We start from the raw sequence: 26,046 nt of genomic DNA, 5'->3' as shown, positions 1-26,046 counted from the left end.
GACCGCGGTCACACGCGATCGAAGCGGTACAGGATTCAGCTCAGCGAGATCGTGTCGCCACGCTTCAGATGCACGTAGTCGTAACCGCGTAACGCCTGGCGGCACTCGCGCTCGATCTGCGCCTCGGTGCCGGGCTTGTGGTGGGTCAGATACAGCTTGGGGCGGTGGTCGAGCTTGCGCAGTTCGCCGCCGAGCAGTGCCGGCGTGAAGTGTTTGGACGCATGGCCCAGCGCCGCTTCGTGGTCGGGGAACGCAATCTCGATCATCAGCTTGTCGAGGCGCGGCAGCCGGTTGAGGAAGGTCCACAGCACATCGTCGGCATAGGTGTCGCCGGTGAACGCGAACGTCCCGTGCCGCCCGTCGATGACATAACCGTTGGCGGGCACCGTGTGCAGTACACGAAACGGCGTGATGCGCCGCTCGCCGAGTTCGATGACCTCTTCCATTGCCAGCTCGTGCCAGCGCAGCAGCGGCGATTCTTCGTCCGGCAGCCTCGAGAAATCCGGCCAGATCTCCCAGTTGAAGATGTGCTGGCGCAAGGTCTGCAGGGTTTCGCGGCTGGCGTGAACGCCGATCGGCGCTTCGATCAGATCGAACAGGTTGTCGGCCATGAAGGCCAGGCCGCAGACGTGATCAAGGTGGGCGTGCGTCAGCAGCACGTGGCGGATGCGCTGCTGCTGCGCCAGCGTCAGATCGCCGACGCCGGTGCCGGCGTCGATCAGAATCTCGTCGTCGAGCAATAGGCTCGTCGTCCGCAAACCCGGCCCGACGCCGCCGCTGCAGCCCAGGACTTTGATCCGCATGCCGTTCCGATCCGAAAGGTCCGCCGATGCTAGCACGGCCGCGATCGACGACAGACGCGATGCTATGCTGCCGTCATGTTTGCGACGATATTCGCTGCCCTTCTCTATCTGATCACGGCCTGGATCATCTGGCGGCGCCCGAACCTGGTTCTGGAGCGTCTGCTGCCGCCCGTGGCGCTTTTGCTGCACGCCGCGGTGCTGGCGACTTATGTCTTTCACGGTGGCCGCATCACGATCGGCTTCAACGAATCGCTATCGCTGTTCGCCTGGCAGTCGGCGCTGCTGTTGTGGGTTCTGTGCTTTCGCGAACCGCTGCGCATCCTCGGTGTGGCGATCTACCCGCTGGCCGCGGTGGCCGCGACCTCGGTCGTGATCTGGCCGTCGCCGCCCGGCGACATCATGGTCGACGACTGGCACGTACAGCTGCATATCGCCCTGTCGCTGTTCTCGGCCGGCCTGCTGACGCTGGCCGCGGTGCAGTCCATTCTGCTCGCGGTTCAGGACCGGCTGCTGCATCGCAGTCAGCTGACCCACCTGGCGCGCGCCCTGCCGCCGGTACAGACCATGGAACGCCTGCTGTTCCAGCTGATCGCGATCGGCTTCGTGCTGTTGTCGCTGACGCTGATTTCCGGCATGTGGTTCATCCGTAACTGGATGGCGCAGCACCTCGCGCACAAGACCATCCTGTCGATCACCGCCTGGCTGATCTTCGGCACGCTGCTGTGGGGGCGCTTCCGTCACGGCTGGCGCGGCCGCACGGCGATCCGCTGGGCCCTCGCTGGTTACGCAATGCTGATCCTGGCGTACTTCGGCAGCAAGTTGATCCTGGAAGAAATTCTCGGCAAACACTGGACTTGAGCGCTAAACTTCATGTCCCCCGTTGACATCTCCGGGCCGGCTTCGATAACAAGGAAAAGCCACGGCCTCATTCGACCGCGCTCTTGGACGACATACCGCTAGCTGTACTGTTCGGGCTGCTGATCGCCCTGCTGCTCATCTCCGCGTTTTTCTCTGGGTCCGAGACGGCCCTGATGACGCTCAACCGGTATCGCCTCCAGACCCGGGCGCGTAACGGTGAACGTCCGGCCCGCTACGCGCGGCGCATGCTGCGCCGGCCCGACCGGCTGATCGGCACCATCCTGCTCGGCAACACCTTCTCCAACAATCTGGCGGCGGCGATCGTCGCGATGATCACCACACGCATGTTCACGAATAGCACGGCGGTGCTGGTGACGACGGCGCTGATGACGCTGGTCATGTTGATCGTCTCCGAAGTCACGCCCAAGACCCTGGCCGCCCTGCATCCCGAACGCGTGGCGATGCCGGCTTCGTACGTATTCTGGTTCCTGCGCCTGCCGCTCTTTCCGTTCGTCTGGGCCGTCAACCTGGTCAGCAACGGCATGCTGCGCATGGTCGGTGTCACACCCGAGGACGCGGCGCAGCACAGCCTGAGTTCCGAGGAACTGCGCACCGTGGTGCTCGAAGCCGGCGCGATGATCCCGCAGCGCCACCAGCGCATGCTGCTGTCCATCCTCGACCTCGAAAAGGCCACCGTCGAGGACATCATGGTGCCGCGCAACGAAATCGTCGGCATCGACATCACCGACGACCGCGAGCACATTCGCGAGGCGGTGATCGGCAGCCAGCACACGCGCCTGCCGGTCTTCGACGGCTCGATCGATCACCTCAAGGGCGTGCTGCACCTGCGTCGCGCGGTCAAACTCGCCGCCGACGACAAGCTCGACACCGAAAGCCTGCTGGCGCTGGCGTCCGAGCCGTACTTCGTCCCGGAAGGCACGCCGTTGAACCAGCAGCTGTTGAACTTCCAGAATCAGAAGCGCCGTGTCGGCTTCGTCGTCGACGAGTACGGCGACATCCAGGGCCTGATCACGCTCGAGGACATCCTCGAAGAAGTGGTCGGCGAATTCACCTCGGATCCGGCGACGCGCATCAAGAACGTTTACGCCGACCCCGACGGTTCGTACCGCGTATCCGGCTCGGTGACGGTGCGCAGCCTCAACCGCAATCTGAACTGGCGGCTGCCGACCAAGGGACCGAAGACCATCAACGGCCTGGTCCTCGAACAGCTGGAGGCGCTGCCGCAGACCGGTGCATCGGTCAGCATCGACGGTTACACGCTGGAAATCACCGATGCGCGCGCCAACGTCATCAAGTCGGCGCGCATCTGGCCGCCAACGCCAGGCAGCAAGACGCGCGCACGCGCCGCCGCCTGACCCCGGTCGCGAATTCGCTCAGATCTGTGACAGCGCCTCGTCGAGGCGCGAGATCGCCAGCACGTCGATATCGAGTTTGGTGCCACGCCGCGGCTTGTTGGCTTCCGGTACGATGGCGCGCTTGAAGCCCTGCTTGGCGGCCTCGATCAAACGCTCCTCACCGCCGGCGACCGGTCGCACTTCGCCAGCCAGACCGATTTCGCCGAATACCACCCAGTCGCCCGGCACCGGCCGGCTGCGCAGGCTCGACAGCGCCGCCAGCAGCAGCGGCAGGTCAGCCGCCGGCTCCTGAATGCGGATGCCGCCGACGACATTGGCGAACACGTCCTGATCGCCGAGCGAGATGCCGCCATGGCGGTGCAGCACCGCCAGCAACATGTTGAGTCGATTGCCTTCGAGGCCGAGCGTCACGCGCCGTGGGTTGCCGATCGTCGACTGGTCGACCAAGGCTTGCACCTCGACCAGCATCGGCCGACTGCCCTGGCGGGTGACGGTGATGACGCTGCCCGGCACCGGCCCGCCGTGTCGCGACAGGAACAGCGCCGAAGGATTGCTGACTTCCTTGAGGCCGCCGTCGGTCATCGCAAACACGCCGAGTTCGTTGACGGCACCGAAACGGTTCTTGACCGCGCGGATGATGCGGAAACGCGAGCCCGGGTCGTGCTCGAAATAGAGCACGGTGTCGACCATGTGCTCGAGCACGCGCGGCCCGGCGATCGCGCCTTCCTTGGTCACGTGCCCCACCAGCACCACGGCGGTCTGCGAGGACTTCGCAAAACGCACCAGCTGCGCCGCGCATTCACGCAGCTGCGAGACCGAGCCGGGCGCCGAGTCGAGCGCCTCGGTATAGAGCGTCTGGATCGAGTCGATGACGACCAAGCCCGGTTTCTGTAACTGCAGCTGCGCGACGATCGCCTCGACGCCGGTTTCGGCGAGCACCGGCAAATCGAGCCGCGTCAGCCCCAGCCGCTTGGCGCGCAGATGCACCTGCGTCAGCGATTCTTCGCCGGTCACGTACAGCGTTGGCAGGCGCTCTTGCTCCTGGACTTGCGCGAGCATCTGCAGCAGCAGCGTCGACTTGCCAATGCCCGGGTCGCCGCCGATCAGGATGACGGCGCCGGGCACGATGCCGCCGCCGAGCACGCGGTCCATCTCCGGCAAGCCGGTTGCGGCGCGAGGCTCCTCGCGCAGTTCCACCTCGTCGAGGCGCTGGATGCGGCCGGACGCCGTGCCGCTGATGCCGCCGCCGCGCGGCCTTGCGCTGGCGGCACTGGCGACGGTCTCGCTCAGGGTATTCCAGGCGCCGCAATCCGGGCACTGCCCCACCCATTTGGGGCTGATGCCGCCGCAGCTCTGACAGACGTATTGGGTTTTTGCCTTCGCCATGCGATATACGTTACGAATCTTCTTTGAATGGCCACAAGCGGCCGGCGTGTCGCAACCGTTGCGTGCCGCCGCCGTAGCCATTGCCACGCACAGCGACCACGCGAACCGCTAGTATCGCCGCTCGCAGGTCGGGGGACCGGGAGTTGACCGAAAAACGAGGGAGCCGGGACGGATTCGTGGCGCTGTTGTTCGCCATCGTGTTCGCCGCCCTGGCATACGGCATTTTCGCCGATCGTGTGCAGTTGCTGGAGGGCCGCGTTTACGACGTCGGCCTGCGGCAGCGTGTGCGTGCGCCGGCGCCGCAAATCAGCGTCGTCACCATCGACGACGAGGCGCTGCGCCGCTACGGCCCCTGGCCCTGGCCGCGCCCGCTGCAAGCTCAGCTGATCGACCGCTTGCATGCGCAGGGCGCGATGCTGGTCGCCAGTACTGCGCTGTATCTGGACCCGGACGCCGGGGGCGGCGCCAAAGCGCTGCGCGCGCTGGCCGACGACCTCGGCCGCTCGCCGTTGACGCAGAAGATTCCCGCCGAGATCGATGCGATCCGCACGCTGCTCGACAGCGCGGCACAACGCGATCGCCAACTCGCCCCGATCGCCAAGCACTATCGCGAGTCGACGCTGGCGCGCGACTACAAGGACCTGATCAGCGGTCTCACCGCCCGCATTCAGGCCAGCACCCGCGACGGCACGACGGCCGACGCGACGCTCGCCGCATCGCTGGCGGCCGACCACGTCATCCTGCCGATGCGCTTCGAACTCGGGACGCCGCAGGGCCGCCCCGAGACGCCGATGCCGGACTACATGCAGCGCGACGCGTTAGCCGCCGACGCGCGCACCGACACGCACCAACGCAGTCCGTTGCCCACCATGGCCCGCGCCGCACAAACACCGATCGCGACGCTCGGCAGCGCCGCACTCGCGGTCGGCCATCTGACGCCGCGACCGGATCGTGACGGCGTGGTCCGTGACGAGGCGCTCGTGGTCCGCTATGACGGCGCCGACTACCCGTCAATGGCCTTGCAGATTGCAGCCCACGCGCTCGGGCTTGCGGCCGATGCGATCCGCATCGACCCCGGCCATGGCATCCGCCTCGGCGAGCATTTGATCCCGACCACCGCCGACCTGCGCACTTACCCGCAGTTCTACGCCGTCCGTGACGGCAAAGCACCGTTCGTCATCGACAGCGCGGCCGACGTGCTTGCCGGCAAAGGGGCATCGGACCGTTACCGGGACCGCATCGTCCTGCTCGGCATGGCTGCCGCCGATACCGGCAGCCGTTACGCGACGCCCGTCGCGGCGGCGCTGCCGACCGTGCTGTTGCTCGCACATGAGGTGTCGAGTCTGCTGCAGGACGACAGCCTGCAGCGCCCCGCCTGGGCGCTCTGGGCAGAGCTCGGCATCTACGCCCTGCTGCTGGCGTATATCACCACCGTGGTGCCACGTCGGCACACGGCGCTGACGCTGATCACCACCTTGATCATCGGGACTGCGCTGATCGGGGCCGAGTACGCGCTGCTGGTCGGCCCCGGCTTGTGGCTGCAACTGGGTGCAGCCGTGTTGTTCCTGATCTGCGGTCATCTGCTGATGGCGGTGCGCCGCAGCATGCGTCGCCCGCGCTCGCAAGCGGTGGCCACGACCAGCGACGCCGGCGAATCGGAGCGCATGCTCGGCCTCGCGTTTCAGGGGCAGGGTCAGCTCGACATGGCGTTCGACAAGTTCCGCCGCGTGCGGCCCGTCGACGACCGACTGCTGGAACTGGTCTACAACCTCGCCCTAGACTTCGAGCGCCGCCGTCAATTCAACAAGGCCGAGTCGGCCTATCAGTTCATCTCCAGCCACAAGCCGAATTTCCGCGACGTCCAGGAAAAACTGCCGCGCGCACGCAAGCTGGCGGAAACCGTCATTCTGGGCGGCCCTGGCGCAACCGCGCATGCCGGCGGCACCCTGGTGCTCGACGCCGCGCACAAGGTCGAAAAGCCGATGCTCGGTCGTTACCAGGTCGAACGCGAGCTCGGTAAGGGCGCGATGGGCGTGGTCTATGTCGGCCGCGATCCGAAGATCGGCCGTCTGGTCGCGATCAAGACCATGGCACTGTCGCAAGAGTTCGAACCGGACGAACTGGCAGCGGTCAAGGCGCGATTCTTCCGTGAAGCGGAAACCGCCGGGCGCCTCGCGCATCCGCATATCGTCGCCATCTACGATGCCGGCGAGGACCACGACCTGGCCTACATCGCCATGGAGTTCGTCAAAGGCATCGATCTGACGCGCCACACGCGCGCCAATAGTCTGCTGCCGCTGCCGGACGCGCTGCGCATCGTCGCCGACGCCGCGGAAGCGCTGGACTATGCGCACGCCAACGGCATCGTTCACCGCGACATCAAGCCCGGCAACATGATGCTGGTCGACGAGACGCGCAGCGTGAAGCTGATGGATTTCGGCATCGCCCGCATCACCGATTCGAGCAAGACCAAGACCGGCATGGTGCTCGGCACGCCGAGCTATATGTCCCCCGAGCAGCTGGCCGGCCAGCACGTCGACGGCCGCTCCGATCTGTTCTCGCTGGGCGTGTCGCTGTACCAGTTCCTGACCGGCGTGCTGCCCTTCCAGGCCGAATCGATGGCGACGCTGATGTTCAAGATCGCCAACGAGCCGCATACCCCGCTGCGCACCGCGCGGCCGGGCCTGCCGGCCGCGCTCGGCACGATCATCGATCGCGCGCTGCAGAAGTCACCGGACGCCCGCTACGCGCGCGGCACCGAACTCGCACGTGACCTGCGCGCCCTGCTCAACGCTCTGGCAAGCTGACGCCATGTCGATCAAGGACAAGATCCGCACCGCGCTGCTGACCGATCCCGGCCGCGTGCGCAGCAACAACGAAGACACGATCGGCGAGGACGCCGAGCTTGGGCTGGTGGTGCTTGCCGATGGCATGGGCGGCTACAACGCCGGCGAAATCGCCAGCCGCATCGCGGTGACGACGGTCATCGACGTGGCGCGTCGCCAGTGGCCAACGCTGCGGCTGGGCGACATCGACAGCGCCAGCGGCCACAGCGTCGAGGGTCTGGCGCTGCGCAGCGCCGTGCAGATGGCGCACACGACCATCCAGCAGGTTGCCGACGCGCAACCGCAGTGTGCCGGCATGGGCACCACCCTCGTCGCCGCCGCGCTGCACGACGACCGCATCGCGATCGCCTATGTCGGTGATTCGCGCCTCTATCGCCTGCGCCACGGCACGCTCGAACAGCTGACCCGTGACCATTCCCTGCTCGAAGAGCTGGTCGAGCGCGGACACTATTCGCGCGAAGAGGCTGCACGTCTGGTGCGGCGCAATATCGTCACGCGCGCCCTCGGCGTCGAGGACGACGTCGAGGTCGACCTGATCGAGGACGCGGTCGAAGTCGACGACCTGCTGCTGCTGTGCTCGGATGGCCTGACCGACATGATCGACGACGAAACGATCAGCGCCACCTTGCAGCGTTACACTCGCAACCTCGAAACCGCCGCGCAGCGACTTATCGAGCTCGCCAACGCAGCGGGCGGCAAGGACAATATCTCGGTCGTACTGGTGCGCGCCGACGCGTCATTCGCGCGTGGACGTCGCTGGTACGAACGTCTGAAGCAATGGATCTGAAGCAAACCGAATGGGCACACTGATCGTCACGGACGGCAACGGCCAGATCCGCGAATTCACGCTGGAAAAGGAACGCACCAGCGTCGGTCGTCATCCCGACAACGACATCGTGCTCGGCGACAAGGCCGTGTCCGGCCGCCACGCGCTGATCATCACCGTGCTCGGCGATTCGTTCCTCGAGGATCTGGGCTCGACCAACGGCACGCAGGTCAATGGCCGGCGCATCGACAAGCATCCGCTGAGCCATGGCGACATCGTCACCATCGGCCGCAATACCCTGCACTATCAGTCACAGAACCCGCTCGGCGAAGAACTCGAGCAGACGCTGGTACTGCGCCCGGATCCGGTGATCCGCGCCGCTCCGCCGCCGGCGCCCCCGCCGCCCGCGGCACCGGCCAAGCCACAGCTCGGCACCTTGAACGTGGTCAGCGGACCAAATCTCGGCAAGACCCTGGATCTGGCCAAGGCGCTGACGACGATCGGCAAGCCCGGCGTCCAGGTCGCTGCAATCACGCGCCGCGCCGACGGCTATTACATCGTCCACGTCGGCGGTGGCGGCGAGACCCGCCGCGCGCTCGTCAATGGCCAGGAAATCACCTTGCAGGCACGCCGCCTCAACGACGGCGACACCATCGAACTGCTCGGCACTCAGATGCGGTTCAGCCTTACGTAAACTTACGGGCTGTTACTTGCATGCGCTCGCGGCGGGCGCATAATGAAATCGTGATTCCGCTTACGGAGACGGTCATGAACCTCCCCCGCATGCTCATTGCCGCCACGCTCGCCGCGGGCGTCGCCGCACCGGCTTTTGCCGCCGGCAATGATGCCAAGTCGACCGTGACGGCCGATAAAAAGTCCCAGCCGGTCAACTGCATCGAGCAAACCGGCAGCCGCATCAAGCCGAAGAATGGCGAGTGCCTCGACGTCAGTGGCCGCGTCTACACGCAAGAGCAGCTTCAGCAGACCGGGCAAACCAATCTGGCTGATTCGCTGCGGATGCTAGACCCCTCGATTCACTGAGCGCAGCGCTGCGGCCGGCGCCGGCAGATGCCGAAAATGCACGCGCTGCGTCAGGCCGCAGAACAGCTCGTAAGCCAGGGTTCCGGCGTGGCCGGCGACTTCTTCGGCCGGTAGATCCGCGCCCCAGAGTCGTGCGGCATCGCCAACGCGTGCATCAGGCGCACCACGCAAATCGACGGTAATCATGTCCATCGAGACGCGGCCGGCCAATGGTACCCGACGTCCATTGACGATCACCGGCGTACCATTGGCGAATGCGCGATGGATGCCATCGGCATAACCAATCGCCACCACCCCTATTGGCATGCGCTGCGGGCAGACGTAGGTGCCGCCGTAGCCGATCTTTTCGCCGGCATCGAACTCGCGGACGGCGATCAGCCGGCTTTCCAGCGTCATCGCCGGGCGCAAACCGAGACTCGCGGCGCTGTGCGTGGCCAGCGGCGAGCATCCGTAAATCGCCAGACCCGGCCGCACCCAATCGCGGCGTGCCTGCGGCCAGGCGATGATGCCGGCCGAATTGGCGATCGAACGCGGCCCCGTGGTCTGCGCCAACGCCGCGTCGAAGCGCGCGATCTGCGCGGGTGTGACGTCGCTATCGGGCTCGTCGGCGCAGGCCAGATGCGTCATCCAGCCTTCCAGCTTCCAGTTCGGGTGCCGGCGTAGCGTCTCGGCCAGCCTCGGCACGTCGGCCAACGGAAAGCCGAGGCGGTGCATGCCGCTGTCGAGCTTGAACCACAGCGACAGCTGGGCGCTGGCCGGTAGAGCTTCGAGCAGCGCCAGCTGCCAATGATCGTGGACGACGATCTGCAGGCGCTCGTAGACCGCCAGCGCCGCTTCCTCGCTGGAGATCACACCTTCGAGCAAGGCGATCGGCGCGATGACATGCGACTGGCGCAATTCCATTGCCTCTTCGAGGCAGGCCACCGCCAAGGCATCGACGCCGGCGGCTTCCAGCGCCCGTGCGACGGGAACCGCGCCGTGACCGTAGGCATCGGCCTTGACCGCCGCCATGATCCGCGAACGTGGCGCCAGACCGCGCACGACGTGCAGATTGTGCTGGATCGCGGCCAGATCGACGGTAGCGGTAACGCGCGGGATCATTCGCCCGGATCGAAGCTGTCGTAGCCCTGCGCCAGATTCTCGAAGCGCGTGAACTCGCCGAGGAAGGCGGTCTTCACGACGCCGAGCGGGCCGTTACGCTGCTTGGCGATGATGATTTCCGCCGTGCCCTTGTCCGGCGACTCGCGGTTGTAGACCTCGTCGCGATAAATGAACAGGCACAAGTCGGCGTCCTGCTCGATACCGCCGGATTCGCGAAGGTCGGACATGCGCGGACGCTTGTTGTCGCGCTGCTCGACACCGCGGTTGAGCTGCGACAGCGCGATCACCGGCACTTCCAGCTCCTTGGCCAGCGCCTTGAGGCTACGCGAGATCTCGGCAATTTCGCCGGTTCGGTTGTCCTTGGTGCCGGGCACCTGCATCAGCTGGATGTAGTCCACGACAATCAGGCCCAGGCCGTGGCGCGCCTTGACGCGGCGCGCGCGCGCGCGCACGTCGAGCGGCGACATTGCGCCGGTTTCATCGATATACAGCGGCGCCTCGCGCAGGATGCCGCTCTGCGAGACCAGGCGATCCATGTCGCGATCATCGAGGTCGCCGGCGCGCAGCTTACCCATCGGAATGCGTGCGAACGACGACAGCATACGAATCGCCAGCTGCTCGGCCGGCATTTCCATGCTGAACACCAACGCCGGCTTCTTTTCGTACATCACCGCGTGCTCGGCGATGTTCAGCGCGAACGTCGTCTTACCCATCGACGGACGACCGGCGACGATCACCAGATCACCCGCGTGGAAGCCCGTGGTCTTGTCGTCGAGATCGTTGAAGCCGGTCGGCAGGCCAGCCAGCTGACCTTGGTTGCTGCGCAAGAACTCTATCTTCTGCTCGATCTGCTCCATGAGCAGCGGCATCGCGTAGTAATCGTTCTTGGCGCGGTCGGCCTTGGCGCGCAGGCGGAACACCTGCTGCTCGGCCATGTCGAGCAATTCGGCGTATTCGCGCCCCTCGGGCCGGTAGCCCAGCTCGGCGATCTCGCCGCCGACCGCGACGAGAGAACGCAGCACCGCCCGCTCGCGGACGATCTCGGCATAGGCCATCACGTTCGCCGCGCTCGGCGTGTCGTTGGCCAGCGTGCCGAGATAGGCCAGGCCGCCGGCGTCCTCGAGCTTGCCGTGCGCCTTCAGATGCTCGGACAGCGTGATGAAATCGCAGGGTTTGTGGCTGGACGCCAGCTCCGCGATCGCCTCGAAGATCAGGCGATGATCCTCGCGATAGAAATCGTCGGCACTGAGCTTGTCGGCGAGATCGTCCCAATGCCGGTTTTCCAGCATCAGACCGCCGAGTACGGACTGCTCGGCCTCCACCGAATACGGCGGCGCCTTCGGCTGCTGCTGAAGTTTCAAAGGGGTGCTCATCGGCGCTCGATTATCTGCGAATTCGGGGCGGCGCGGGAGCCGCCGGCCCGGCATTTTTCGCGGGGCAAAAACGAACCGGCCCGCACGAGGCGGGCCGGTTGCACATCAGTCGCGAAGGACCGAGCCTCAGGCAGCGCTGCGGCTTTCCTCGACGACGACGGTCACGCTGGTCTCGACTTCGCTGTGCAGATGCACGGCGACGCTGTAGCTACCAACCGCACGGATCGGGCCGCCGACGATCTCCAGCTCGTTCCGGTGCAGGTCCAGGCCCAGGGCCGTCGCCGCATCGAGCACTTCGGCAACGCCGACCGAACCGTAGAGCTTGCCTTCTTCCGAAGCCAGCGCCTTGATCGTCAGCGTCTGGCCGGCGATCTTCTCGGCACGAATCTTGGCAGCGTTGACGCTCTCGCTGGCCTTCTTGACCAGCTCCGCCTTGCGCGCTTCGAACACCTTGACGTTGGCGGCGGTCGCCGGCAGCGCCTTGCCCTGCGGCAGCAGGTAGTTGCGGCCAAAGCCCGGCTTGACCTTGACGGTCTCGCCCAGGTCGCCCAGCTTCTTGATCTTTTCGAGCAGAATCACTTCCATGGTCTGCCTCCCTTAGACGTGCTTGTCGGTGTACGGCAGCAGCGCCAGGAAACGCGCGCGCTTGATCGCCAGCGCCAGCTCACGCTGGTAGCGCGTGCGGGTGCCAGTGATACGGGCCGGAACGATCTTGCCGTTCTCGCCGACGTAGCCCTTGAGCATCGCCAGATCCTTGTAATCGATCTTCGGCGCGTTTTCCGAGCTGAAACGGCAGGACTTCTTGCGACGGTAGAAATGCTGAGCCATGGCTTATGCTCCTTCCTCGGCGTTGGTCTCTTCGGCGGCGTTCTCACCGTCCGCATCCGAACCGCGCGTGCGGAACTCGCCCGGCTTCTTCTCTTCTTCCGGCGCCTTGAACAGCGGCGACTGATCGGTCACGGCTTCTTCGGTACGGATCACCAGCTTGCGGATGACGGCGTCGTTGAACTTGAACGCGTTTTCGAGCTCGTCCAGCGTTTCGTTGCTGAGCTCGGCGTTCATCAGCACGTAGTGCGCCTTGTGGGCCTTGGCGATCGGGTACGCCAGCTGACGGCGGCCCCAGTCTTCCAGACGGTGCACGGTGCCACCGCCGGCCTGAATCATGTTGCTGTAGCGTTCAATCATGGCCGGGACCTGTTCGCTCTGGTCCGGGTGCACCATGACGACGATTTCGTAATGTCGCATCGTAACTCCTTGTGGACGCGGATATTTCTATCTGCGGCTCCCCACCCGATCACGACGGTGACCGACCGGTGGAGCAAGTGAATCCCGCACCGCAAGCGGCACGAGGGCGCGCATTCTATGGCAGTCCGGGCCCCGAAGCAACGAAAAAGCGTTTAAAACCGCAGATTTCGCAGATGACGCAGATCATACCTGCGCGCCTTCATCGCTTTTAATCTGCGTAATCTGCGGTTTCGGCTTCTAGCGCTTTTGCTTTCGCGGCGCCGGGCGGCGCTGGCGGTAGGCCTCGTAGAGGCAGACGGCGGTGGCCACCGAGACATTGAGACTTTCGGTCTTGCCCTGCATCGGGATTTTCACGAGACGGTCGCAGGTTTCGCGCGTCAGGCGCCGCAGCCCCTCGCCCTCGGCGCCCATCACCAGCACGGTCGGTCCGGTGAAGTCGACATCGTAAAGCGTGTCGGTGGCCTCGCCGGCCAGGCCGGTCGTCCAGTAGCCCAGTTCCTTGAGCCGCTCCAACGTGCGCGTCAGATTGGTCACCGCGATCAGCGGCACGCGCTCGGCGCTGCCGGCAGCGGCGGCACGCGCGGCGGCAGTGAGGCTGGCGGCCCGGTCCTTGGGAATGATGACCGCCGCAACGCCGACCGCTTCGGCGGTACGCAGGCAGGCGCCGAGATTGTGCGGATCCTGTACGCCATCGAGCGCCAGAAACCAGCGGCCCGGCTCGGCCGGCTGGTAGAGCGCATCTTCGGCATCGAAGGCCTTTTCCGGCACATAGGCGAGCACGCCCTGATGGCGCAGCTCCGGCGCCTTGAGGTCCAGCTCGTCGCGCGGCACGGTGCGCAGCCGCACGCCGTGTTGACGCGCCAAGGCCTGCACGCGCTTGGAGCGTTCGTCGTTGCGGGTCGCCGCCAGCAGAATCTCGAACGGCTTGTCGTGCGCATCTTCCAGCGCTGCCGTTACCGCATGAAAACCGCCGATCAGTGTCGATTTCGCCACGAGCGTCTCGCGTCCTTGTTTGTGATCAGCAGGTATTGTCCCAGAATCGCGGGCCGGCATGAACGAAAAAGCCCCGCAGCTGCGGGGCTTTTTCGCTTCGGCGAGGTGCGATCAGCTGCCGAGATAAGGCGGCGGCGCCCAGGCAGCCTGTTCGTTGCCCTGCACGATCGGCTTGATGACGATGTCGACGCGGCGGTTCCGTGCTTCCGGCGTGTTGTCCGGCGTCTTCACCAGCAGCTCGCGCTCACCACGGCCTTCGGTGCGGACCCGCTGGCTCGGCACGCCCTGCCCCTCGAGGTAGGTGGCGACCGCATTGGCCCGCGATTCCGACAGTCGCATGTTGTATTCATCGCTGCCGGTCGTATCGGTATGGCCGACGACGTGGATGACAGTCTTGTCGTAATTCTTCAGGATCGCGGCGATCTTGCCGTAGGTATCGAGCGCCTGCGGCTTGAGCTGCGCACTGTTCAGATCGAAGCTGACGTCGCTGGCGATACCGACCTTCAACGAGCCATCCGACAGCTGCGTGACCTGCAGTTCCTTGTTGCGCTGCTCCTCGGCGAGCTGACGATTCAGTTCGGCCTTCTGGTTGTCCATGTAATGGCCAACCGCACCGCCGGCCAACGCGCCTAGCGCCGCCCCGACATACGGCGCGCCCGTCGCATGACTGACGTTGTTGCCGAGCACGGCGCCAGCAATGCCGCCAATGACCGCGCCAGTCTTGGCACGACGATTGGGATCATCGGTGGCGCACGCCGACAGCGTGGCGATGGTGACCGCGACAATGGCGATTCGGGCGTATTTCATTTGCGCTTCCTGGGCTTTCGTGCGGAACGCGGGGCGTCCTTTTCGGCCGATTGTCTGGGCGCGCGCTGAATTCCATCTGAACGTCCCTTGCCGCGAGCCGTGCGCTTCTTGGCCGCGCCATCGGCACCGCCGCGCGCCTGCGCGCCGCGCGACAACTGCTGCAGCAATTCCAGATCGATCTTGCGCTCATCGAGATTGACGCGCACCAGCTTGACCCGCAGCCGATCGCCGAGACCGTAGCTCATGCCGCTACGACTACCGTTGAGGCGATGCGAGCGGTCGTCGAACTCGTAGTAGTCGTTCTTCAGCGTCGAAACGTGGACCAGACCGTCGACGTAAAGCCCGGACAGCTCGACGAACAGCCCGAACGGCGCGACGCTGGCGACCACCCCATCAAACTCCTCACCGACGCGATGGCTGATGTATTCGCACTTGAGCCAGGTCGTGACCTCGCGCGTCGCCTCGTCGGCGCGGCGTTCGGTCATCGAGCAATGCGTACCGAAGCCTTCCATCTGTTCCTGCGTATAGAGGAAGTCCTTGGGCCGGCGGCGCAGCAGGCCGCGCTTGGTCGACGCATGCTTGATCGCGCGATGCAGCAACAAATCGGGATAGCGACGGATCGGCGACGTGAAGTGTGCGTAATGCGTCAGCGCCAGACCGAAGTGGCCGACATTGACCGGACTGTAGCGGGCCTGCATCAGCGTACGCAGCAACACGGTCTGGATCAGCGTGATGTCCGGCCGCGTCCGCGCCTGCTCCAGCACCAGCGCAAAGTCGCCGGCCTGCGGCTTGTCGCCGCCGCCGAGGCTGAGGCCCTTGAGCGCCAAAAACTCTCGCAAGCTCGCCACCTTCATCGCGTCCGGATTTTCGTGGACGCGGTACAGCGTCGGCACCTTGGCCTTCTCGACGAACTTGGCGGCCTCGACGTTGGCAGCGACCATGCACTCTTCGATCATGCGGTGCGCGCGGTTGCGCTTGACCGGCACGATCCGGTCGATCTTGCGCTCGTCGGAGAACACGATCTTGGTTTCGGTCGACTCGAAATCGATCGCGCCGCGGCGGCCGCGCGCCGCGAACAGCGCGTCGAACACATCGCTGAGCGTTTTCAGATGCGGCAGCACCGCCGCACGCGCCTGCGCCTTCTCGCCGTCCGGCTGTTCCAACATTTCGGCGACGTCTTCATAGATCAGCCGCGCGTGGCTGCGCATCACCGCTTCGTAGAAGCGCGACTTGGCGACCTCGCCGTCCGGCATCACGCGCATTTCGCAGACCATGCACAAGCGCTCGACGTCGGGGTTCAGCGAGCACAAGCCGTTCGACAGCTTCTCCGGCAGCATCGGAATGACGCGCTGCGGGAAATAAACCGAGTTGCCGCGACGGAAGGCTTCCTTGTCGAGCGGCGCCTCCGGTTTGACGTAGGCCGAAACGTCGGCAATCGCGACCCACAAGGTCCAACCCTTGCGCTCGCGCTTGGCGTGGACGGCATCGTCGAAATCGCGCGCGTCGGCGCCGTCGATCGTCACCAGCGGCAGCTTGCGCAAATCCTCACGGCCCGCGTACTGCTCCGGCAGGACGGTATCCGGAATCTGCGCGGCCTCGCGCACGACGGCGTCCGGCCATTCATTGGGCAGGCTGTGTGCGCGTATCGACGCTTCGATCTCCATACCCGGCGCCAGATGCTCGCCGAGGATTTCGGTAATGCGCCCGACCGGCAGTGTCCGATGCCCCGGCGGCTGCACGATCTCGGCGACCACCATCTGTCCGTGCCGTGCACCGGCCAGGTCGTCGGCCGGAATCAGCAGATCCTGCTGCACGCGCGGATTGTCCGGGATCACGTAGGAAACGCCGCGCTCGGTGTGCAGGCGGCCGACCACGCTGCGGCTGACGCGCTCGATGACCTCGGCGACCACGCCTTCCGGCCGGCCCTTGTAGTCGGTACCGACCACGCGCACCAGCACCCGGTCGCCGTTCATCAACGAACGCATCTGGCGCGGCGACAGGAACACGTCCTTGCCACCTGCATCGGGAATCAGGAAGCCGAAGCCGTCGCGGTGCGCTTGCACCGACCCGGCAATCAAGTTCATTTCCGTGACCGGGCCGTAGGCCCCGCGACGGTTTTGCATCAGCTGGCCGTCGCGAACCATCGCCACCAGGCGCTTGGACAGGGCTTCCTGCTGTGACAGCTTGCCAAGCCCAAAGGCGCCGATCAGCTCGTCGAGCGTCAGCGGGCCTTCGTGGTCGGCCAGGGTATCGAGAATCAGATTACGGCTGGGAATGGGATCGGCGTAGCGCGTTTGCTCCTGCGCGAACTCGGCGTCCTTGGACATCCAGTCGGCGTCGGGGGATTCGGCGCGGCGGCCGCTGCGGGTATTGTTTTTAGACTTCGTTTTTTTCATTGACAAAGGTAGTTGGCGTCGCCACAATGCGCGCCCTTGAAGCCGACCGCAAGTTTTACTTGAGTCGGTGACAAAGCCGAGATGGCGGAATTGGTAGACGCACCAGTTTCAGGTACTGGCGGGTAACACCGTGGAGGTTCGAGTCCTCTTCTCGGCACCAAATGATACGGGTTCGCTGTAGCGAACACGAATTGAAAGCCCCGCTTCATGCGGGGCTTTTTGTTTTCCGACGTCCGGCCAGCTCAATCCCAGGCGTAACTGAGTTCGACGCCCCAGGTCCGCGGCTCACCCCACAGGACCCCGCGATCGGTCTGCGGCAATTGCGCAACGGCCTCGGTGATGTAGTCCTTGCCAAGCAGATTGCGCACATAGACCGCCAGGTCCAAGCGCCCGCGCCCCAGCGCAAGGTCGCCGGCCGCGAGGCGGCTATTGAGCACGCCGTACGACGGCAGATACGTCAGATCGGAGCGCCCGGGAATACCGCCGCCATCGCGACGCGCAGTGTAGTGATAGTCGGTCGAGCCGCGCAGTTGCCCCCAGGGTGCGGTGTAGAACACGTAGTCGGCCGAGGCGGTGCCGGAATGACGCGGCGCCGACGGAAATGGGTACTGGTCGGCGACGTTGTTGCCCGACGCATCGCGCACCTCCTGGACCTTGGCATCGAGGTAGCTGTAGTTCAGCGCCAGCTGCAGCCATGAGGTCGCCGCCAGCATGCCCTCGAACTCGATACCGCGAATGCGCGCACGGCCGGCGTTGGTGACCTTGGTGTCACCCAGCGTGCCGGGAATCAGGAAATTGATTTGCATGTCGCGAAAGCGCGTCCAGAACCCGTCGAGATTCAGGCGCAGGCGCCGGCCGAACCACTCGCTTTTGATGCCGATCTCGGACGAATCGGCAGACTCGGGCGCAAACCCTTCCTCGAAGCCGTAGCCATAGTCGGTGCCATCGGATGCCGGCCCGGACGCGCCGGAGACCTGTGGGTCGCGCAGATTGAAGCCGCCGCTGCGATAGCCTTCGACGTATTTGGCGTACAGGTGTGCATCCGGCAGCAGATCATAGGCACCGATGACGCTGTACGAGCCGTTGGAATAGCTGCGCTCGCCGCGCACGTGGTCGAAGGCCTCGGCGCTGCTCAACGGTAGCGCGGTGCCGAGGCCGGCGACCTGCACCTCCAGATAATTGTCCTGCTGATAGGTCTTGATCGCCTCGCGGCGATCGTGCGAGTAGCGGTAACCGAGCGTCAGGTGCAGGCGCTCGTCCAACCACGGCGGCGTCCACGTCAGCTGTCCGAATGCCGCAGCGGCGCGATTGTCGGCCCGATAGTCACGCAGGTTGAAGGTGACCACACGCGGCAGCGCCAGCGTCGCCACCGCATCGATCAACTGCGGAAACCGCTGATAGAGCAAGGCCGCCTGCGCCGGCAGGATGCCGGAGCTCGATTCGTGGCTGTACGGCGTGGCATCGCGCGCATGCTCGCTGAACACGAAGCCGCCGACGATGTAGTCGAGCTGGCGGTCGAACAAGTCGCCGCTGATCTGCAACTCGTGCGACCACTGGTGCTGACGCAGCTCGGGAATCGCCAGCGGCGTCGGCCCTCCATATGCGGCCGTGGCAGCCGGCCCGTCATAGGCATTGGTATCGAGGCGAAAGTCCAATGAGCCAGCGCCGCCGCCCAGGTCGCTGTAGTAGCGATCATCGAGCGTCCGATAAGCACCGATGTACTTGAGTTGAAACGCATCGCCGAAGGGCATCGTCAAGCTCAGGGCATGCCCGTCGATGCGGGTTCGCGACGGCTCCAGCGGCGCACCGGTCGCCAGATGATCGAGACGCTGCGACGCGTAGACCGTGTTGATCTGCGCATAGCCCTTGATCAGATTGGCCGCGCCCTTGTCGGAATCCGGCGGCAGGACCGCCTGCGTCATCGGGGCGTACTGCTTCACATATGTACTGTCGAAGCCGTAGTCGAGCCACAGCCAGTCCTGCGGCGTCCAGCGTGCGTCGAAGCGCAGGCCCAGCGCATCGCGATCGCCGAAGTCGCCGCCGGGGCCGTCATTCTCGACATCGCCGTCCTGCCGCTTGGCAAGCACCCCGAACTTGATGGCGGCATCGGACCTCAGTGGCACGTTGATCGTGCTCTTGGCGCTGAGCAGATCGCGTTGTCCGACCGTCCCGGCGGTCACGATCGAAAAGCCGCCCGGGTCGGGCTTCTTGGTAATCAGGTTGATCGCGCCACCGGTGGTGTTGCGGCCGTACAGTGTGCCTTGCGGTCCCTTGAGCACTTCGACGCGCTCGAGGTCGGCAACCTCGAGCGCCAAGCCGGTCGAACGCGCGATATAGACGCCGTCGAGATAGACCCCGACCGCCGGGTCCTGCGTGACCTGCGCATCGAACACGCCGACGCCGCGAATGAACAGGCGCAGCGCCGAGCTGCTGGTCGGGAACGGCTCGACCGTCAGCCCCGGCACCTGCCCCTGCAACTTGTCGACGCCGTCGATGCCGCGCTGTGCGAGCGCGGCGGCGTCGAAGGCCATCATCGAGATCGGCGTCCTCTGAATCGGTTCCGCACGCTTTTGCGCAGTGACAATGATCTCCGCAAGCGCTGGCGCCGACGGCGCGGCGGCGGGCAGTGGCGCTGGCGCATCGGCCGGCAACGTAATCGCGTCCACCGTCTCCGTCTCGCTGCTACCCTGCCCCAGTGCCACGGTGCTGCCGAGCAGCATCGTCGCGGCGCACAGTCCGCCGCCCAGCCATTTGCGTCCGTTCACCGCGCTCCCCCGACGCACTGACGGCGTCTTTACACGTCCCCGGCCTATGGTGCGGCAGCCGCACCGGCAAACCTCCTCCGTACAGGTGAGGTGAGACGTTGACGCCGGCGCCCGCCTGCCGCTCTACTGCCGCCCCCTGCCCCGAGGACGACTGCCTTGTCCGCGCCCTTCGATGGTCTGCCGGTCTGCGGTGACGATGTGCTCGCCGCCGCTGCGCGCATTCAGCCGTATGTCCACCGCACGCCGGTTCTGCACTCACAACGGCTCGACGCGCTGCTCGGCGTGCGTGCCGCCTTCAAGTGCGAGAACTTCCAGCGCATCGGCGCGTTCAAGGCGCGCGGCGCGCACAACGCGGTGTTCTCGCTGTCCAGCGAGGCGGCGCAGCGGGGGGTCGTTACGCATTCGTCAGGTAATCACGCCGCGGCACTCTGCCTGGCCGCGCGCCATCGCGGCATTGCCGCGCATATCGTCATGCCCGACAACGCGCCGCGCGCGAAGGTCGAATCGGTGCGCCGGCTCGGCGGCCACATCCAGTTCTGTGCACCGACGCTGGCGGCGCGCGAAGCCGGCGCGGCCGCCATCGTCCGCGACAGCGGCGCGACCCTCATTCACCCCTACGACGACCCGCGCATCATCGCCGGCCAGGGCACGGCGGCGCTCGAACTGCTGGACGACGCCCCCGAGCTCGATGCGATCTTGGCGCCGGTCGGCGGCGGCGGCCTGATGGCGGGAACCGCGATTGCCGCACGCCACCTCAAACCCGACATCCGCATCGTCGCCACCGAGCCGGCGCAGGCCGACGATGCGTTCCGCTCGTGGCGCAGTGGCGCGCGCGTCACCGACGCCGTGCCAAATACGATCGCCGACGGCCTGCGCACGATGCTCGGCGCGCACAACTTCACCATCCTGCGCGCACTGCTCGACGACTTCGTCACCGTCAGCGAAGCCGGCATCGTGCAGGCGATGCGCCTGGTCTGGGAAATCCTCAAGATCGTCATCGAACCGAGCAGTGCCGTGCCGGTCGCCGCGCTGCTCGAGCACCGCGAGCGGCTCGGCCTGGCCGGTCAACGCGTCGGCATCATCGTCACCGGCGGCAACGTCGACCTCGACCACCTGCCCTGGCAGCCCTGAAACGACGAAGACCGCCTCCGTCTCCGGAAGCGGCCTTCGCCCGCCACAAGCTGCTCGACGTCAGTCGAACGGGTTGTGCAGCACCATGGTGTGATCGCGGTCCGGACCGGTCGAGATGATTGCCACCTCGGTCTCGGTCACTTCGGCGATGCGCTTGAGATAGGTGCGCGCCGCTTCCGGCAGATCCTCGTAGCGCTTGATGCCGAAAGTGTTCGACTTCCAGCCCGGCAGCTCCTCGTAGATCGGCTCGACCTTGGCGAAGCCCTCGGCGCCGATCGGCGGCACTTCCACCGGCTTGCCGTCGACCTTGTAACCGGTACAGATGCGGATCGCGTCGAGATCGTCGAGCACGTCGAGCTTGGTCACGCACAGGCCGGTGACGCTGTTGTTGAAGATCGAGCGACGCGCGGCGACCGCGTCGAACCAACCGCAACGGCGCGGACGCTTGGTGACGGTGCCGTACTCGGCGCCCTTGTCGCGAATCTGCTGGCCGATGTCGTCGACCAGCTCGGTCGGGAACGGGCCGGAACCGACACGTGTTGCATACGCCTTGACGATGCCGAGCACGTAGTCGAGCTGGCGCGGGCCGACACCGGTACCGGTGGCAGCGCCGCCGGACGTGGTGTTCGACGAAGTCACGAACGGGTAAGTACCGTGGTCGACGTCGAGCAGCGCGCCCTGTGCGCCTTCGAACAGTACGTTGTCGCCACGCTTCAGGTGCACGCGCAGCAACTCGGTGACGTCGGCGACCATCGGTCGCACGATCTCGGCATAGCCGAGCAGCGCGTCCAGCGTTGCCTGGAAGTCGACCGGCTCCTCTTTGTAGAAATTCTGCAGGACGAAGTTGTGATAGCCGAGCAGCTCACCAAGCTTCGCCGCCAGCTGCTCACGATGGAACAGATCGCCGACGCGCACTGCGCGACGCGCCACCTTGTCCTCGTACGCCGGGCCGATACCCTTGCCGGTGGTGCCGATCTTGTTCTCGCCGCGTGCCAGCTCGCGCGCCTGGTCGAGGCGGGCATGCACCGGCAGCACCAGCGGCGTCGCCTCGGAGATGAACAGGCGGTCGCGAACCGACGCGCCGGTCGACTCGACCTTCTCGATTTCCTTGATCAGGTCCGGCAGCGACAGCACCACGCCGTTGCCGATCAGGCAGGCCACGCCCGGGCGCATGATGCCGGACGGAATCAGGTTCAACGCCGTTTTCACGCCGTTGATGACGAGGGTATGGCCGGCGTTGTGACCACCCTGGAAGCGCACCACCGCCTGCACGCGGTCGGTCAGCAGGTCGACGACCTTGCCCTTGCCTTCGTCACCCCATTGCGCGCCGATGATGACAACTGACTTACCCATGGCTCACCTCCAGGCGCGCAATGGGGTGATACCCCCGTTGTTCGATCGCTGCGTCGAGACGCAGCGCGGGCGCGCCGATGATGACAACTGACTTACCCATGGCTCACCTCCAGGCGCGCAATGGGGTAATAGCCCCGTTGTTCGATCGCTGCGTCGAGACGCAGCGCGGGCGCGCCGATGATGACAACTGACTTACCCATGGTTCACCTCCAGGCGCGCAATGGGGTAATAGCCCCGTTGTTCGATCGCTGCGTCGAGACGCAGCGCGGGCACGCCGATGATGACAACTGACTTACCCATGACCCACCTCCAGGCGCGCAATGGGGCACAGCCCCGCTTGTTCGATGCCTGCGTCAAAACGCAGGCCGGGCGCGCCGATGATGACGACTGACTTACCCATGACCCACCTCCATGCGCGCAATGGGGCACAGCCCCGGTTGTTCGTCGGCTGCGTCGAGACGCAGCCTGGGCGCCCCAATGATGACAACTGACTTGCCCATAACACGTCCTCTTACCGATAAAGCGTCGCCGTCATCGGCGCTCGCGAGATTTTCAATCAGGCGCCGAGGCGCAACAGTTCGTTGAGATCGGCCGAAAAGCCCGTCGCCGGTCGCGCCGCGCCGAACTCTGCGCCGACACCATCGTAGCGCCCGCCGCGGGCGATCTCGCGGCCATGGCCGGACACGAAGGCCGCGAACACCATGCCGGTGTGATAGCGATAGCCGCGCAGCTCGGCGAGATCCAGATGGATCGGCAGCTTCGGCATTTCCGTGCGCAGTTCGCCGACGATCTTCTCCAGCGCGGTCAGCGCCGCATCGATCTCGCCGCTGGCGTTCGGGAATGCATCGCGGGCGCGCGCCAGCACATCGACGCCGCCGTTGAGATCGAGCAGCTGCGAGATCGCCTTGGCGACACGCGGCTTGAGCTTGCGCACGCTGACGAACTCGGCCAGATCCGGATGCGATTTGCGCTGCACGATCTCGAACAGTGCCGCCTCGTCCTCGACGCTCAGGCCGAGCTTGGCGATCACCGCGCGATAGATGCCAACGTGACCGAGATCGAGGTGCACCTTCTTCAGGCCCGCAAGCTTGAGCGTTTTCAGCATCAAGCGCAGCACTTCGAGGTCGGCAGCGATACCCGCCTCGCCAAAGATTTCGCAACCGACCTGACGCGGCGAGCGCGGCTCGCCGAGGCTGCCGGTACGCGAGCGCAACACCGTGCCGAGATAGCACAGGCGCACGATGTCGCGGTCGCGGTAATGCCGCGCGGCGATGCGCGCGGCCTGCGGCGTCATGTCCGAACGCAGTCCGAGCAGGCGGCCGCTGTCCGGGTCGGTCAGCTTGAACACCTGCTGCTCGCTATCCTGCGCGGTACCCGTCAGCAACGCGTCCAGATGCTCGATGAGCGGCGGGTGCACGAGTTCATAACGCTGTTTGCGATATTGATCGAGCAACTTGCGGCGCAGGTCCTCGAGCTGCCAGGACACCGGCGGCAATGCCTCCTCGACCCCGGCCGGCAACATCCACTTCTTCATGTGACTTGCAGACTTTCCTTGATCTGACGCTGCGCTAGACGAGCTGCAACAGCAGCAGGCCGGCGACGATGCTCGCCAGGCCCAGCACCCGCATGCTGCGGTTCTCGAATTGCGCAATCGTGAACAGCGTGCGGCGCCAGTGCGACGGCGCCGCGAACGGCAACAACCCTTCGATCACCATGACCAGCGCCAGCGTGCGCAGCAGCTCGTGCCAGTCGATGCCGAGGCTCCAGTTCACGGAACCCCGTTCTTGAACAGCTTGAGGAACGGGCTGTCGCCTTGCAGGACCATGACATCGCCGTCACCGCCAAGCGTGCCGCGATAGACGTTGAGCGTGCGGTAGAAACGGTAGAAATCCGGATCCTGACCATAGGCCTTGGCATAGACTTCCGCGGCCTTGGCATCGCCCTCGCCCTTCAGCTTCTCGGCCTGTTCATAGGCCTTGGCCAGCGTGACCTGGGCCTCCTGGTCGGCGGTGGCGCGGATCTTTTCGGCCGCCTCGGCACCGCGGGCGCGCAGATCGGACGCGACGCGCGCGCGCTCGGCGCGCATGCGGTCATAGACCGAATCGCTGACCGCCTGCGGCAGGTTGATCGCCTTCAGACGCACGTCGACGATGCTGATACCCAGATCCTTGACCTTGTCACCGACCGTGCGGCGCAGGTCTTCCATGATCTCGTTGCGGTCATCGGCGACCGCCTGCTGGATGGTCCGCGAGCCGAATTCGTCGCGCAGCCCGCGATTGACGATGCTCGCCAAGCGGTCCATCGCGACCAGCTCCTGCCCATTCGTCGCGCGGTAGTAAGTCGACGGGTCGGCGATGCGCCACTTCACGAAGTAGTCGACCTCGACGTTCTTCTTCTCGACCGTCAGGAAGTTTTCCGTCTGGTTGTCGAGCGTCAGCACGCGGCCGTCGAAGGTCTTCACCGTCTGCAGCAGCGGTAGCTTGAGGTGCAGGCCGGGCTTGAAGTTGGCGTCACGAATCTCGCCGAACTGGAACAGCACCGCACGCTGACGCTGATCGACGATGAAGAAGCTGTTGACCAGCGCCCAGGCAATGATCAGCGCGATGCCGATCGACAAAAGCGTAGAGTTCTTCATTACTGGCGGCTCCGGTCGCGCGAACGCTGGGCGTCCTGGGACGAGTCACTGCCCGACGACGACGGCTTGGCACTCGACGACGACACGTAGTCCGACGGCTCGTCTGGCGCCTTCTTGGCGTTCTTCAGAATCTGGTCGAGCGGCAGGTACAGCATCGGATTGCTCTTGTCCGCGTCGATCACGACCTTGTGCGTCGAACCGAGCACGCTTTGCATCATGTCCAGATACAGGCGCTCGCGCGTCACTTCCTTGGACTTGCGGTACTCGGTCAGCAAGGCATCGAAGCGCGCCGCATCACCCTGGGCCTTGGCAACCACCTGATCGCGATAGGCGGTGGCCTCGGCAATCTGTCGTGCCGCCGCACCGCGTGCGCGCGGCAGACGATCGTTGGCATAGGCCTCGGCTTCGTTCTTCAGGCGCTGCTGATCTTCACGCGCCTTGATGGCGTCGGCGAAGGACGCCTGCACCTGATCCGGCGGCTGCGCCTGCTGCAGGTTGACTTCGGTCACCGTCAGGCCGGTCTTGTACTCGTCGAGGCGCTCCTGCAGGAGGCGCTTGGTCTCGTCGGCGATCTCTTCGCGACCATCGGTCAGGATGAAATCCATATTGCTCTGGCCGACGACCTCGCGCACCGACGCCTTGGTCGCCTGCTTCAGCGTCAGGTCCGGCTCGGCGACCTGGAACACGTAGTCCTCGACGTTCGATACGCGGTATTGCACCGACAGCTCGACGTCGACGATGTTCTCGTCCTTGGTCAGCATCGTCGCCTGCTCGCGCACCGAGCGCACGCCGGTGACGTTGATGATTTCGACATCGTCGATCGGCCACGGCAGATGCCAGTGCAGGCCCGGCGACGTGGTGTCGACGTGCTGGCCGAAGCGCAGGACCACGGCGCGTTCCGGCTCATCGACGACGTAAATGCCGGACGCCATCCACAGCAGCACCACCAGCACCACGGCGGCGCCGAACAGGCCGGTCGGCAGTTTCTGGTTACCGCTGCCGCCGCCCTTGCCGCCGCGCAGGCGATCCTTGAGCCGCTTCAGCAAATCGTCGAACTGCGGGGGCTTGCCGCCGCCGCGCTTCGGTCCCTGGTTCCAGGGATCGCGGCCCGGGCCGGGCTCATTCCAAGCCATTGACTGACTCCTCAAAACTGGTCGTCGTACGGTGACCC

At 65.4% G+C, this 26,046-nt stretch carries 23 protein-coding genes and 1 tRNA gene; 8 read left to right on the top strand and 16 right to left on the bottom strand.

All coding sequences use genetic code 11. The features are described from left to right. Positions 1–35: 35 nt before the first annotated feature. Positions 36–803: an MBL fold metallo-hydrolase gene (locus tag G7Y82_RS09365; RefSeq protein WP_168147780.1), complete on the bottom strand. Its 768-nt coding sequence runs from the start codon at positions 801–803 to the stop codon at positions 36–38. 75 nt (positions 804–878) lie between these two features. Between G7Y82_RS09365 and G7Y82_RS09360 the strand changes: the two genes are divergently transcribed. Both G7Y82_RS09360 and G7Y82_RS09355 read left to right on the top strand, forming a co-directional pair. Further along, on the top strand, positions 879–1,661 hold the full coding sequence (locus G7Y82_RS09360; RefSeq protein ID WP_168147779.1) for a cytochrome C assembly family protein: 783 nt from the start codon (positions 879–881) through the stop codon (positions 1,659–1,661). A gap of 83 nt (positions 1,662–1,744) precedes the next feature. After that, positions 1,745–3,037 carry an HlyC/CorC family transporter gene (locus tag G7Y82_RS09355; protein WP_168147778.1) on the top strand — a complete coding sequence of 431 codons (1,293 nt, stop codon included), beginning with the start codon at positions 1,745–1,747 and terminating at the stop codon, positions 3,035–3,037. Positions 3,038–3,055: 18 nt separating this feature from the next. Here G7Y82_RS09355 and radA read toward each other — a convergent pair whose 3' ends face one another. Then, positions 3,056–4,423, bottom strand: coding sequence for a DNA repair protein RadA (radA, locus tag G7Y82_RS09350; protein ID WP_168147777.1), 1,368 nt, complete (start codon positions 4,421–4,423; stop codon positions 3,056–3,058). Between the two features lie 176 nt (positions 4,424–4,599). Here radA and G7Y82_RS09345 point away from each other — a divergent pair, with 176 nt between their 5' ends. The 4 genes from G7Y82_RS09345 to G7Y82_RS09330 all read left to right on the top strand — a co-directional run bounded on the left by G7Y82_RS09345 (position 4,600) and on the right by G7Y82_RS09330 (position 9,076). Further along, positions 4,600–7,230, top strand: a complete 2,631-nt coding sequence (locus tag G7Y82_RS09345; protein ID WP_366515647.1) for a CHASE2 domain-containing serine/threonine-protein kinase — start codon at positions 4,600–4,602, stop codon at positions 7,228–7,230. Positions 7,231–7,234: 4 nt separating this feature from the next. Continuing rightward, a complete protein-coding gene (locus G7Y82_RS09340) occupies positions 7,235–8,056 on the top strand; it encodes a Stp1/IreP family PP2C-type Ser/Thr phosphatase (RefSeq protein WP_168147776.1) in 822 nt (273 codons plus the stop codon). Between the two features lie 10 nt (positions 8,057–8,066). Further along, positions 8,067–8,729 carry an FHA domain-containing protein gene (locus G7Y82_RS09335; protein WP_168147775.1) on the top strand — a complete coding sequence of 221 codons (663 nt, stop codon included), beginning with the start codon at positions 8,067–8,069 and terminating at the stop codon, positions 8,727–8,729. Positions 8,730–8,803: 74 nt separating this feature from the next. Beyond that, on the top strand, positions 8,804–9,076 hold the full coding sequence (locus G7Y82_RS09330; protein ID WP_168147774.1) for a hypothetical protein: 273 nt from the start codon (positions 8,804–8,806) through the stop codon (positions 9,074–9,076). On the opposite strand, the gene alr is transcribed toward G7Y82_RS09330, so the two are convergent. From alr to rnr, 8 genes are all read right to left on the bottom strand, one after another. Further along, positions 9,056–10,177 (bottom strand): alanine racemase, encoded by a 1,122-nt coding sequence (gene alr / locus G7Y82_RS09325; RefSeq protein WP_168147773.1) that lies wholly within the window; start codon positions 10,175–10,177, stop codon positions 9,056–9,058. The genes G7Y82_RS09330 and alr overlap by 21 nt on opposite strands. Continuing rightward, positions 10,174–11,550, bottom strand: a complete 1,377-nt coding sequence (dnaB, locus tag G7Y82_RS09320; protein ID WP_168147772.1) for a replicative DNA helicase — start codon at positions 11,548–11,550, stop codon at positions 10,174–10,176. The genes alr and dnaB overlap by 4 nt, the downstream gene beginning before the upstream one ends. A gap of 126 nt (positions 11,551–11,676) precedes the next feature. Then, on the bottom strand, positions 11,677–12,135 hold the full coding sequence (rplI, locus tag G7Y82_RS09315; protein WP_168147771.1) for a 50S ribosomal protein L9: 459 nt from the start codon (positions 12,133–12,135) through the stop codon (positions 11,677–11,679). A gap of 12 nt (positions 12,136–12,147) precedes the next feature. Further along, a complete protein-coding gene (gene rpsR, locus G7Y82_RS09310; protein ID WP_168147770.1) occupies positions 12,148–12,378 on the bottom strand; it encodes a 30S ribosomal protein S18 in 231 nt (76 codons plus the stop codon). A 3-nt stretch (positions 12,379–12,381) separates the two neighbouring features. Beyond that, positions 12,382–12,795, bottom strand: a complete 414-nt coding sequence (gene rpsF, locus G7Y82_RS09305; RefSeq protein ID WP_168147769.1) for a 30S ribosomal protein S6 — start codon at positions 12,793–12,795, stop codon at positions 12,382–12,384. 237 nt (positions 12,796–13,032) lie between these two features. Then, entirely contained in the window at positions 13,033–13,788 is a 756-nt protein-coding gene (rlmB, locus tag G7Y82_RS09300; protein ID WP_168147768.1) for a 23S rRNA (guanosine(2251)-2'-O)-methyltransferase RlmB, read from the bottom strand. A gap of 111 nt (positions 13,789–13,899) precedes the next feature. Then, complete coding sequence (locus G7Y82_RS09295) at positions 13,900–14,595, bottom strand: YiaD family glycine zipper/OmpA-like lipoprotein (protein WP_168147767.1); 696 nt, start codon at positions 14,593–14,595, stop codon at positions 13,900–13,902. Next, positions 14,592–16,922, bottom strand: a complete 2,331-nt coding sequence (rnr, locus tag G7Y82_RS09290) for a ribonuclease R (RefSeq protein WP_240954193.1) — start codon at positions 16,920–16,922, stop codon at positions 14,592–14,594. Before rnr ends, G7Y82_RS09295 begins: the two co-directional genes overlap by 4 nt. 144 nt (positions 16,923–17,066) lie before the next feature. Here rnr and G7Y82_RS09285 point away from each other — a divergent pair. Beyond that, a tRNA-Leu gene (locus G7Y82_RS09285) sits at positions 17,067–17,151 on the top strand. A gap of 82 nt (positions 17,152–17,233) precedes the next feature. Here G7Y82_RS09285 and G7Y82_RS09280 read toward each other — a convergent pair. Further along, complete coding sequence (locus G7Y82_RS09280) at positions 17,234–19,756, bottom strand: TonB-dependent receptor (protein WP_168147766.1); 2,523 nt, start codon at positions 19,754–19,756, stop codon at positions 17,234–17,236. Positions 19,757–19,912: 156 nt separating this feature from the next. On the opposite strand from G7Y82_RS09280, the gene G7Y82_RS09275 reads away from it, so the two are divergent. After that, positions 19,913–20,887, top strand: coding sequence for a pyridoxal-phosphate dependent enzyme (locus tag G7Y82_RS09275; RefSeq protein WP_206370516.1), 975 nt, complete (start codon positions 19,913–19,915; stop codon positions 20,885–20,887). 60 nt (positions 20,888–20,947) lie between these two features. On the opposite strand, the gene G7Y82_RS09270 is transcribed toward G7Y82_RS09275, so the two are convergent. The 5 genes from G7Y82_RS09270 to hflK form a co-directional block, all read right to left on the bottom strand. Beyond that, positions 20,948–22,240: an adenylosuccinate synthase gene (locus G7Y82_RS09270; protein WP_168147765.1), complete on the bottom strand. Its 1,293-nt coding sequence runs from the start codon at positions 22,238–22,240 to the stop codon at positions 20,948–20,950. A 556-nt stretch (positions 22,241–22,796) separates the two neighbouring features. Next, complete coding sequence (locus tag G7Y82_RS09265; RefSeq protein WP_168147764.1) at positions 22,797–23,774, bottom strand: ATP phosphoribosyltransferase regulatory subunit; 978 nt, start codon at positions 23,772–23,774, stop codon at positions 22,797–22,799. Between the two features lie 34 nt (positions 23,775–23,808). Beyond that, positions 23,809–24,012: a DUF2065 domain-containing protein gene (locus G7Y82_RS09260; RefSeq protein WP_366515646.1), complete on the bottom strand. Its 204-nt coding sequence runs from the start codon at positions 24,010–24,012 to the stop codon at positions 23,809–23,811. Then, the gene (gene hflC / locus G7Y82_RS09255; RefSeq protein ID WP_168147763.1) at positions 24,009–24,875 is read right to left on the bottom strand and encodes a protease modulator HflC; all 867 of its coding nucleotides are present in this window, start codon (positions 24,873–24,875) and stop codon (positions 24,009–24,011) included. The genes G7Y82_RS09260 and hflC overlap by 4 nt, the downstream gene beginning before the upstream one ends. Next, positions 24,875–26,008, bottom strand: coding sequence for an FtsH protease activity modulator HflK (gene hflK, locus G7Y82_RS09250; RefSeq protein ID WP_168147762.1), 1,134 nt, complete (start codon positions 26,006–26,008; stop codon positions 24,875–24,877). The genes hflC and hflK overlap by 1 nt, the downstream gene beginning before the upstream one ends. Positions 26,009–26,046 lie beyond the last annotated feature (38 nt).

Origin of the sequence: Solimonas marina, from assembly GCF_012241385.1 — a bacterium.
GTDB lineage: Bacteria > Pseudomonadota > Gammaproteobacteria > Nevskiales > Nevskiaceae > Solimonas > Solimonas marina.
This window is presented reverse-complemented; position numbering and strand designations above follow the sequence as displayed.

Excerpts from the sequence above, each read along its gene's own strand:
- G7Y82_RS09365 (WP_168147780.1), bottom strand. The coding sequence starts at position 803 with ATGCGGATCAAAGTCCTGGGCTGCAGCGGCGGCGTCGGGCCGGGTTTG.
- G7Y82_RS09360 (WP_168147779.1), top strand. The coding sequence starts at position 879 with ATGTTTGCGACGATATTCGCTGCCCTTCTCTATCTGATCACGGCCTGG.
- radA (WP_168147777.1), bottom strand. The coding sequence starts at position 4,423 with ATGGCGAAGGCAAAAACCCAATACGTCTGTCAGAGCTGCGGCGGCATC.
- G7Y82_RS09340 (WP_168147776.1), top strand. The coding sequence starts at position 7,235 with ATGTCGATCAAGGACAAGATCCGCACCGCGCTGCTGACCGATCCCGGC.
- G7Y82_RS09335 (WP_168147775.1), top strand. The coding sequence starts at position 8,067 with ATGGGCACACTGATCGTCACGGACGGCAACGGCCAGATCCGCGAATTC.
- G7Y82_RS09330 (WP_168147774.1), top strand. The coding sequence starts at position 8,804 with ATGAACCTCCCCCGCATGCTCATTGCCGCCACGCTCGCCGCGGGCGTC.
- alr (WP_168147773.1), bottom strand. The coding sequence starts at position 10,177 with ATGATCCCGCGCGTTACCGCTACCGTCGATCTGGCCGCGATCCAGCAC.
- dnaB (WP_168147772.1), bottom strand. The coding sequence starts at position 11,550 with ATGAGCACCCCTTTGAAACTTCAGCAGCAGCCGAAGGCGCCGCCGTAT.
- rplI (WP_168147771.1), bottom strand. The coding sequence starts at position 12,135 with ATGGAAGTGATTCTGCTCGAAAAGATCAAGAAGCTGGGCGACCTGGGC.
- rpsR (WP_168147770.1), bottom strand. The coding sequence starts at position 12,378 with ATGGCTCAGCATTTCTACCGTCGCAAGAAGTCCTGCCGTTTCAGCTCG.
- rpsF (WP_168147769.1), bottom strand. The coding sequence starts at position 12,795 with ATGCGACATTACGAAATCGTCGTCATGGTGCACCCGGACCAGAGCGAA.
- G7Y82_RS09295 (WP_168147767.1), bottom strand. The coding sequence starts at position 14,595 with ATGAAATACGCCCGAATCGCCATTGTCGCGGTCACCATCGCCACGCTG.
- rnr (WP_240954193.1), bottom strand. The coding sequence starts at position 16,922 with ATGTCCAAGGACGCCGAGTTCGCGCAGGAGCAAACGCGCTACGCCGAT.
- G7Y82_RS09270 (WP_168147765.1), bottom strand. The coding sequence starts at position 22,240 with ATGGGTAAGTCAGTTGTCATCATCGGCGCGCAATGGGGTGACGAAGGC.
- G7Y82_RS09265 (WP_168147764.1), bottom strand. The coding sequence starts at position 23,774 with ATGAAGAAGTGGATGTTGCCGGCCGGGGTCGAGGAGGCATTGCCGCCG.
- hflC (WP_168147763.1), bottom strand. The coding sequence starts at position 24,875 with ATGAAGAACTCTACGCTTTTGTCGATCGGCATCGCGCTGATCATTGCC.
- hflK (WP_168147762.1), bottom strand. The coding sequence starts at position 26,008 with ATGGCTTGGAATGAGCCCGGCCCGGGCCGCGATCCCTGGAACCAGGGA.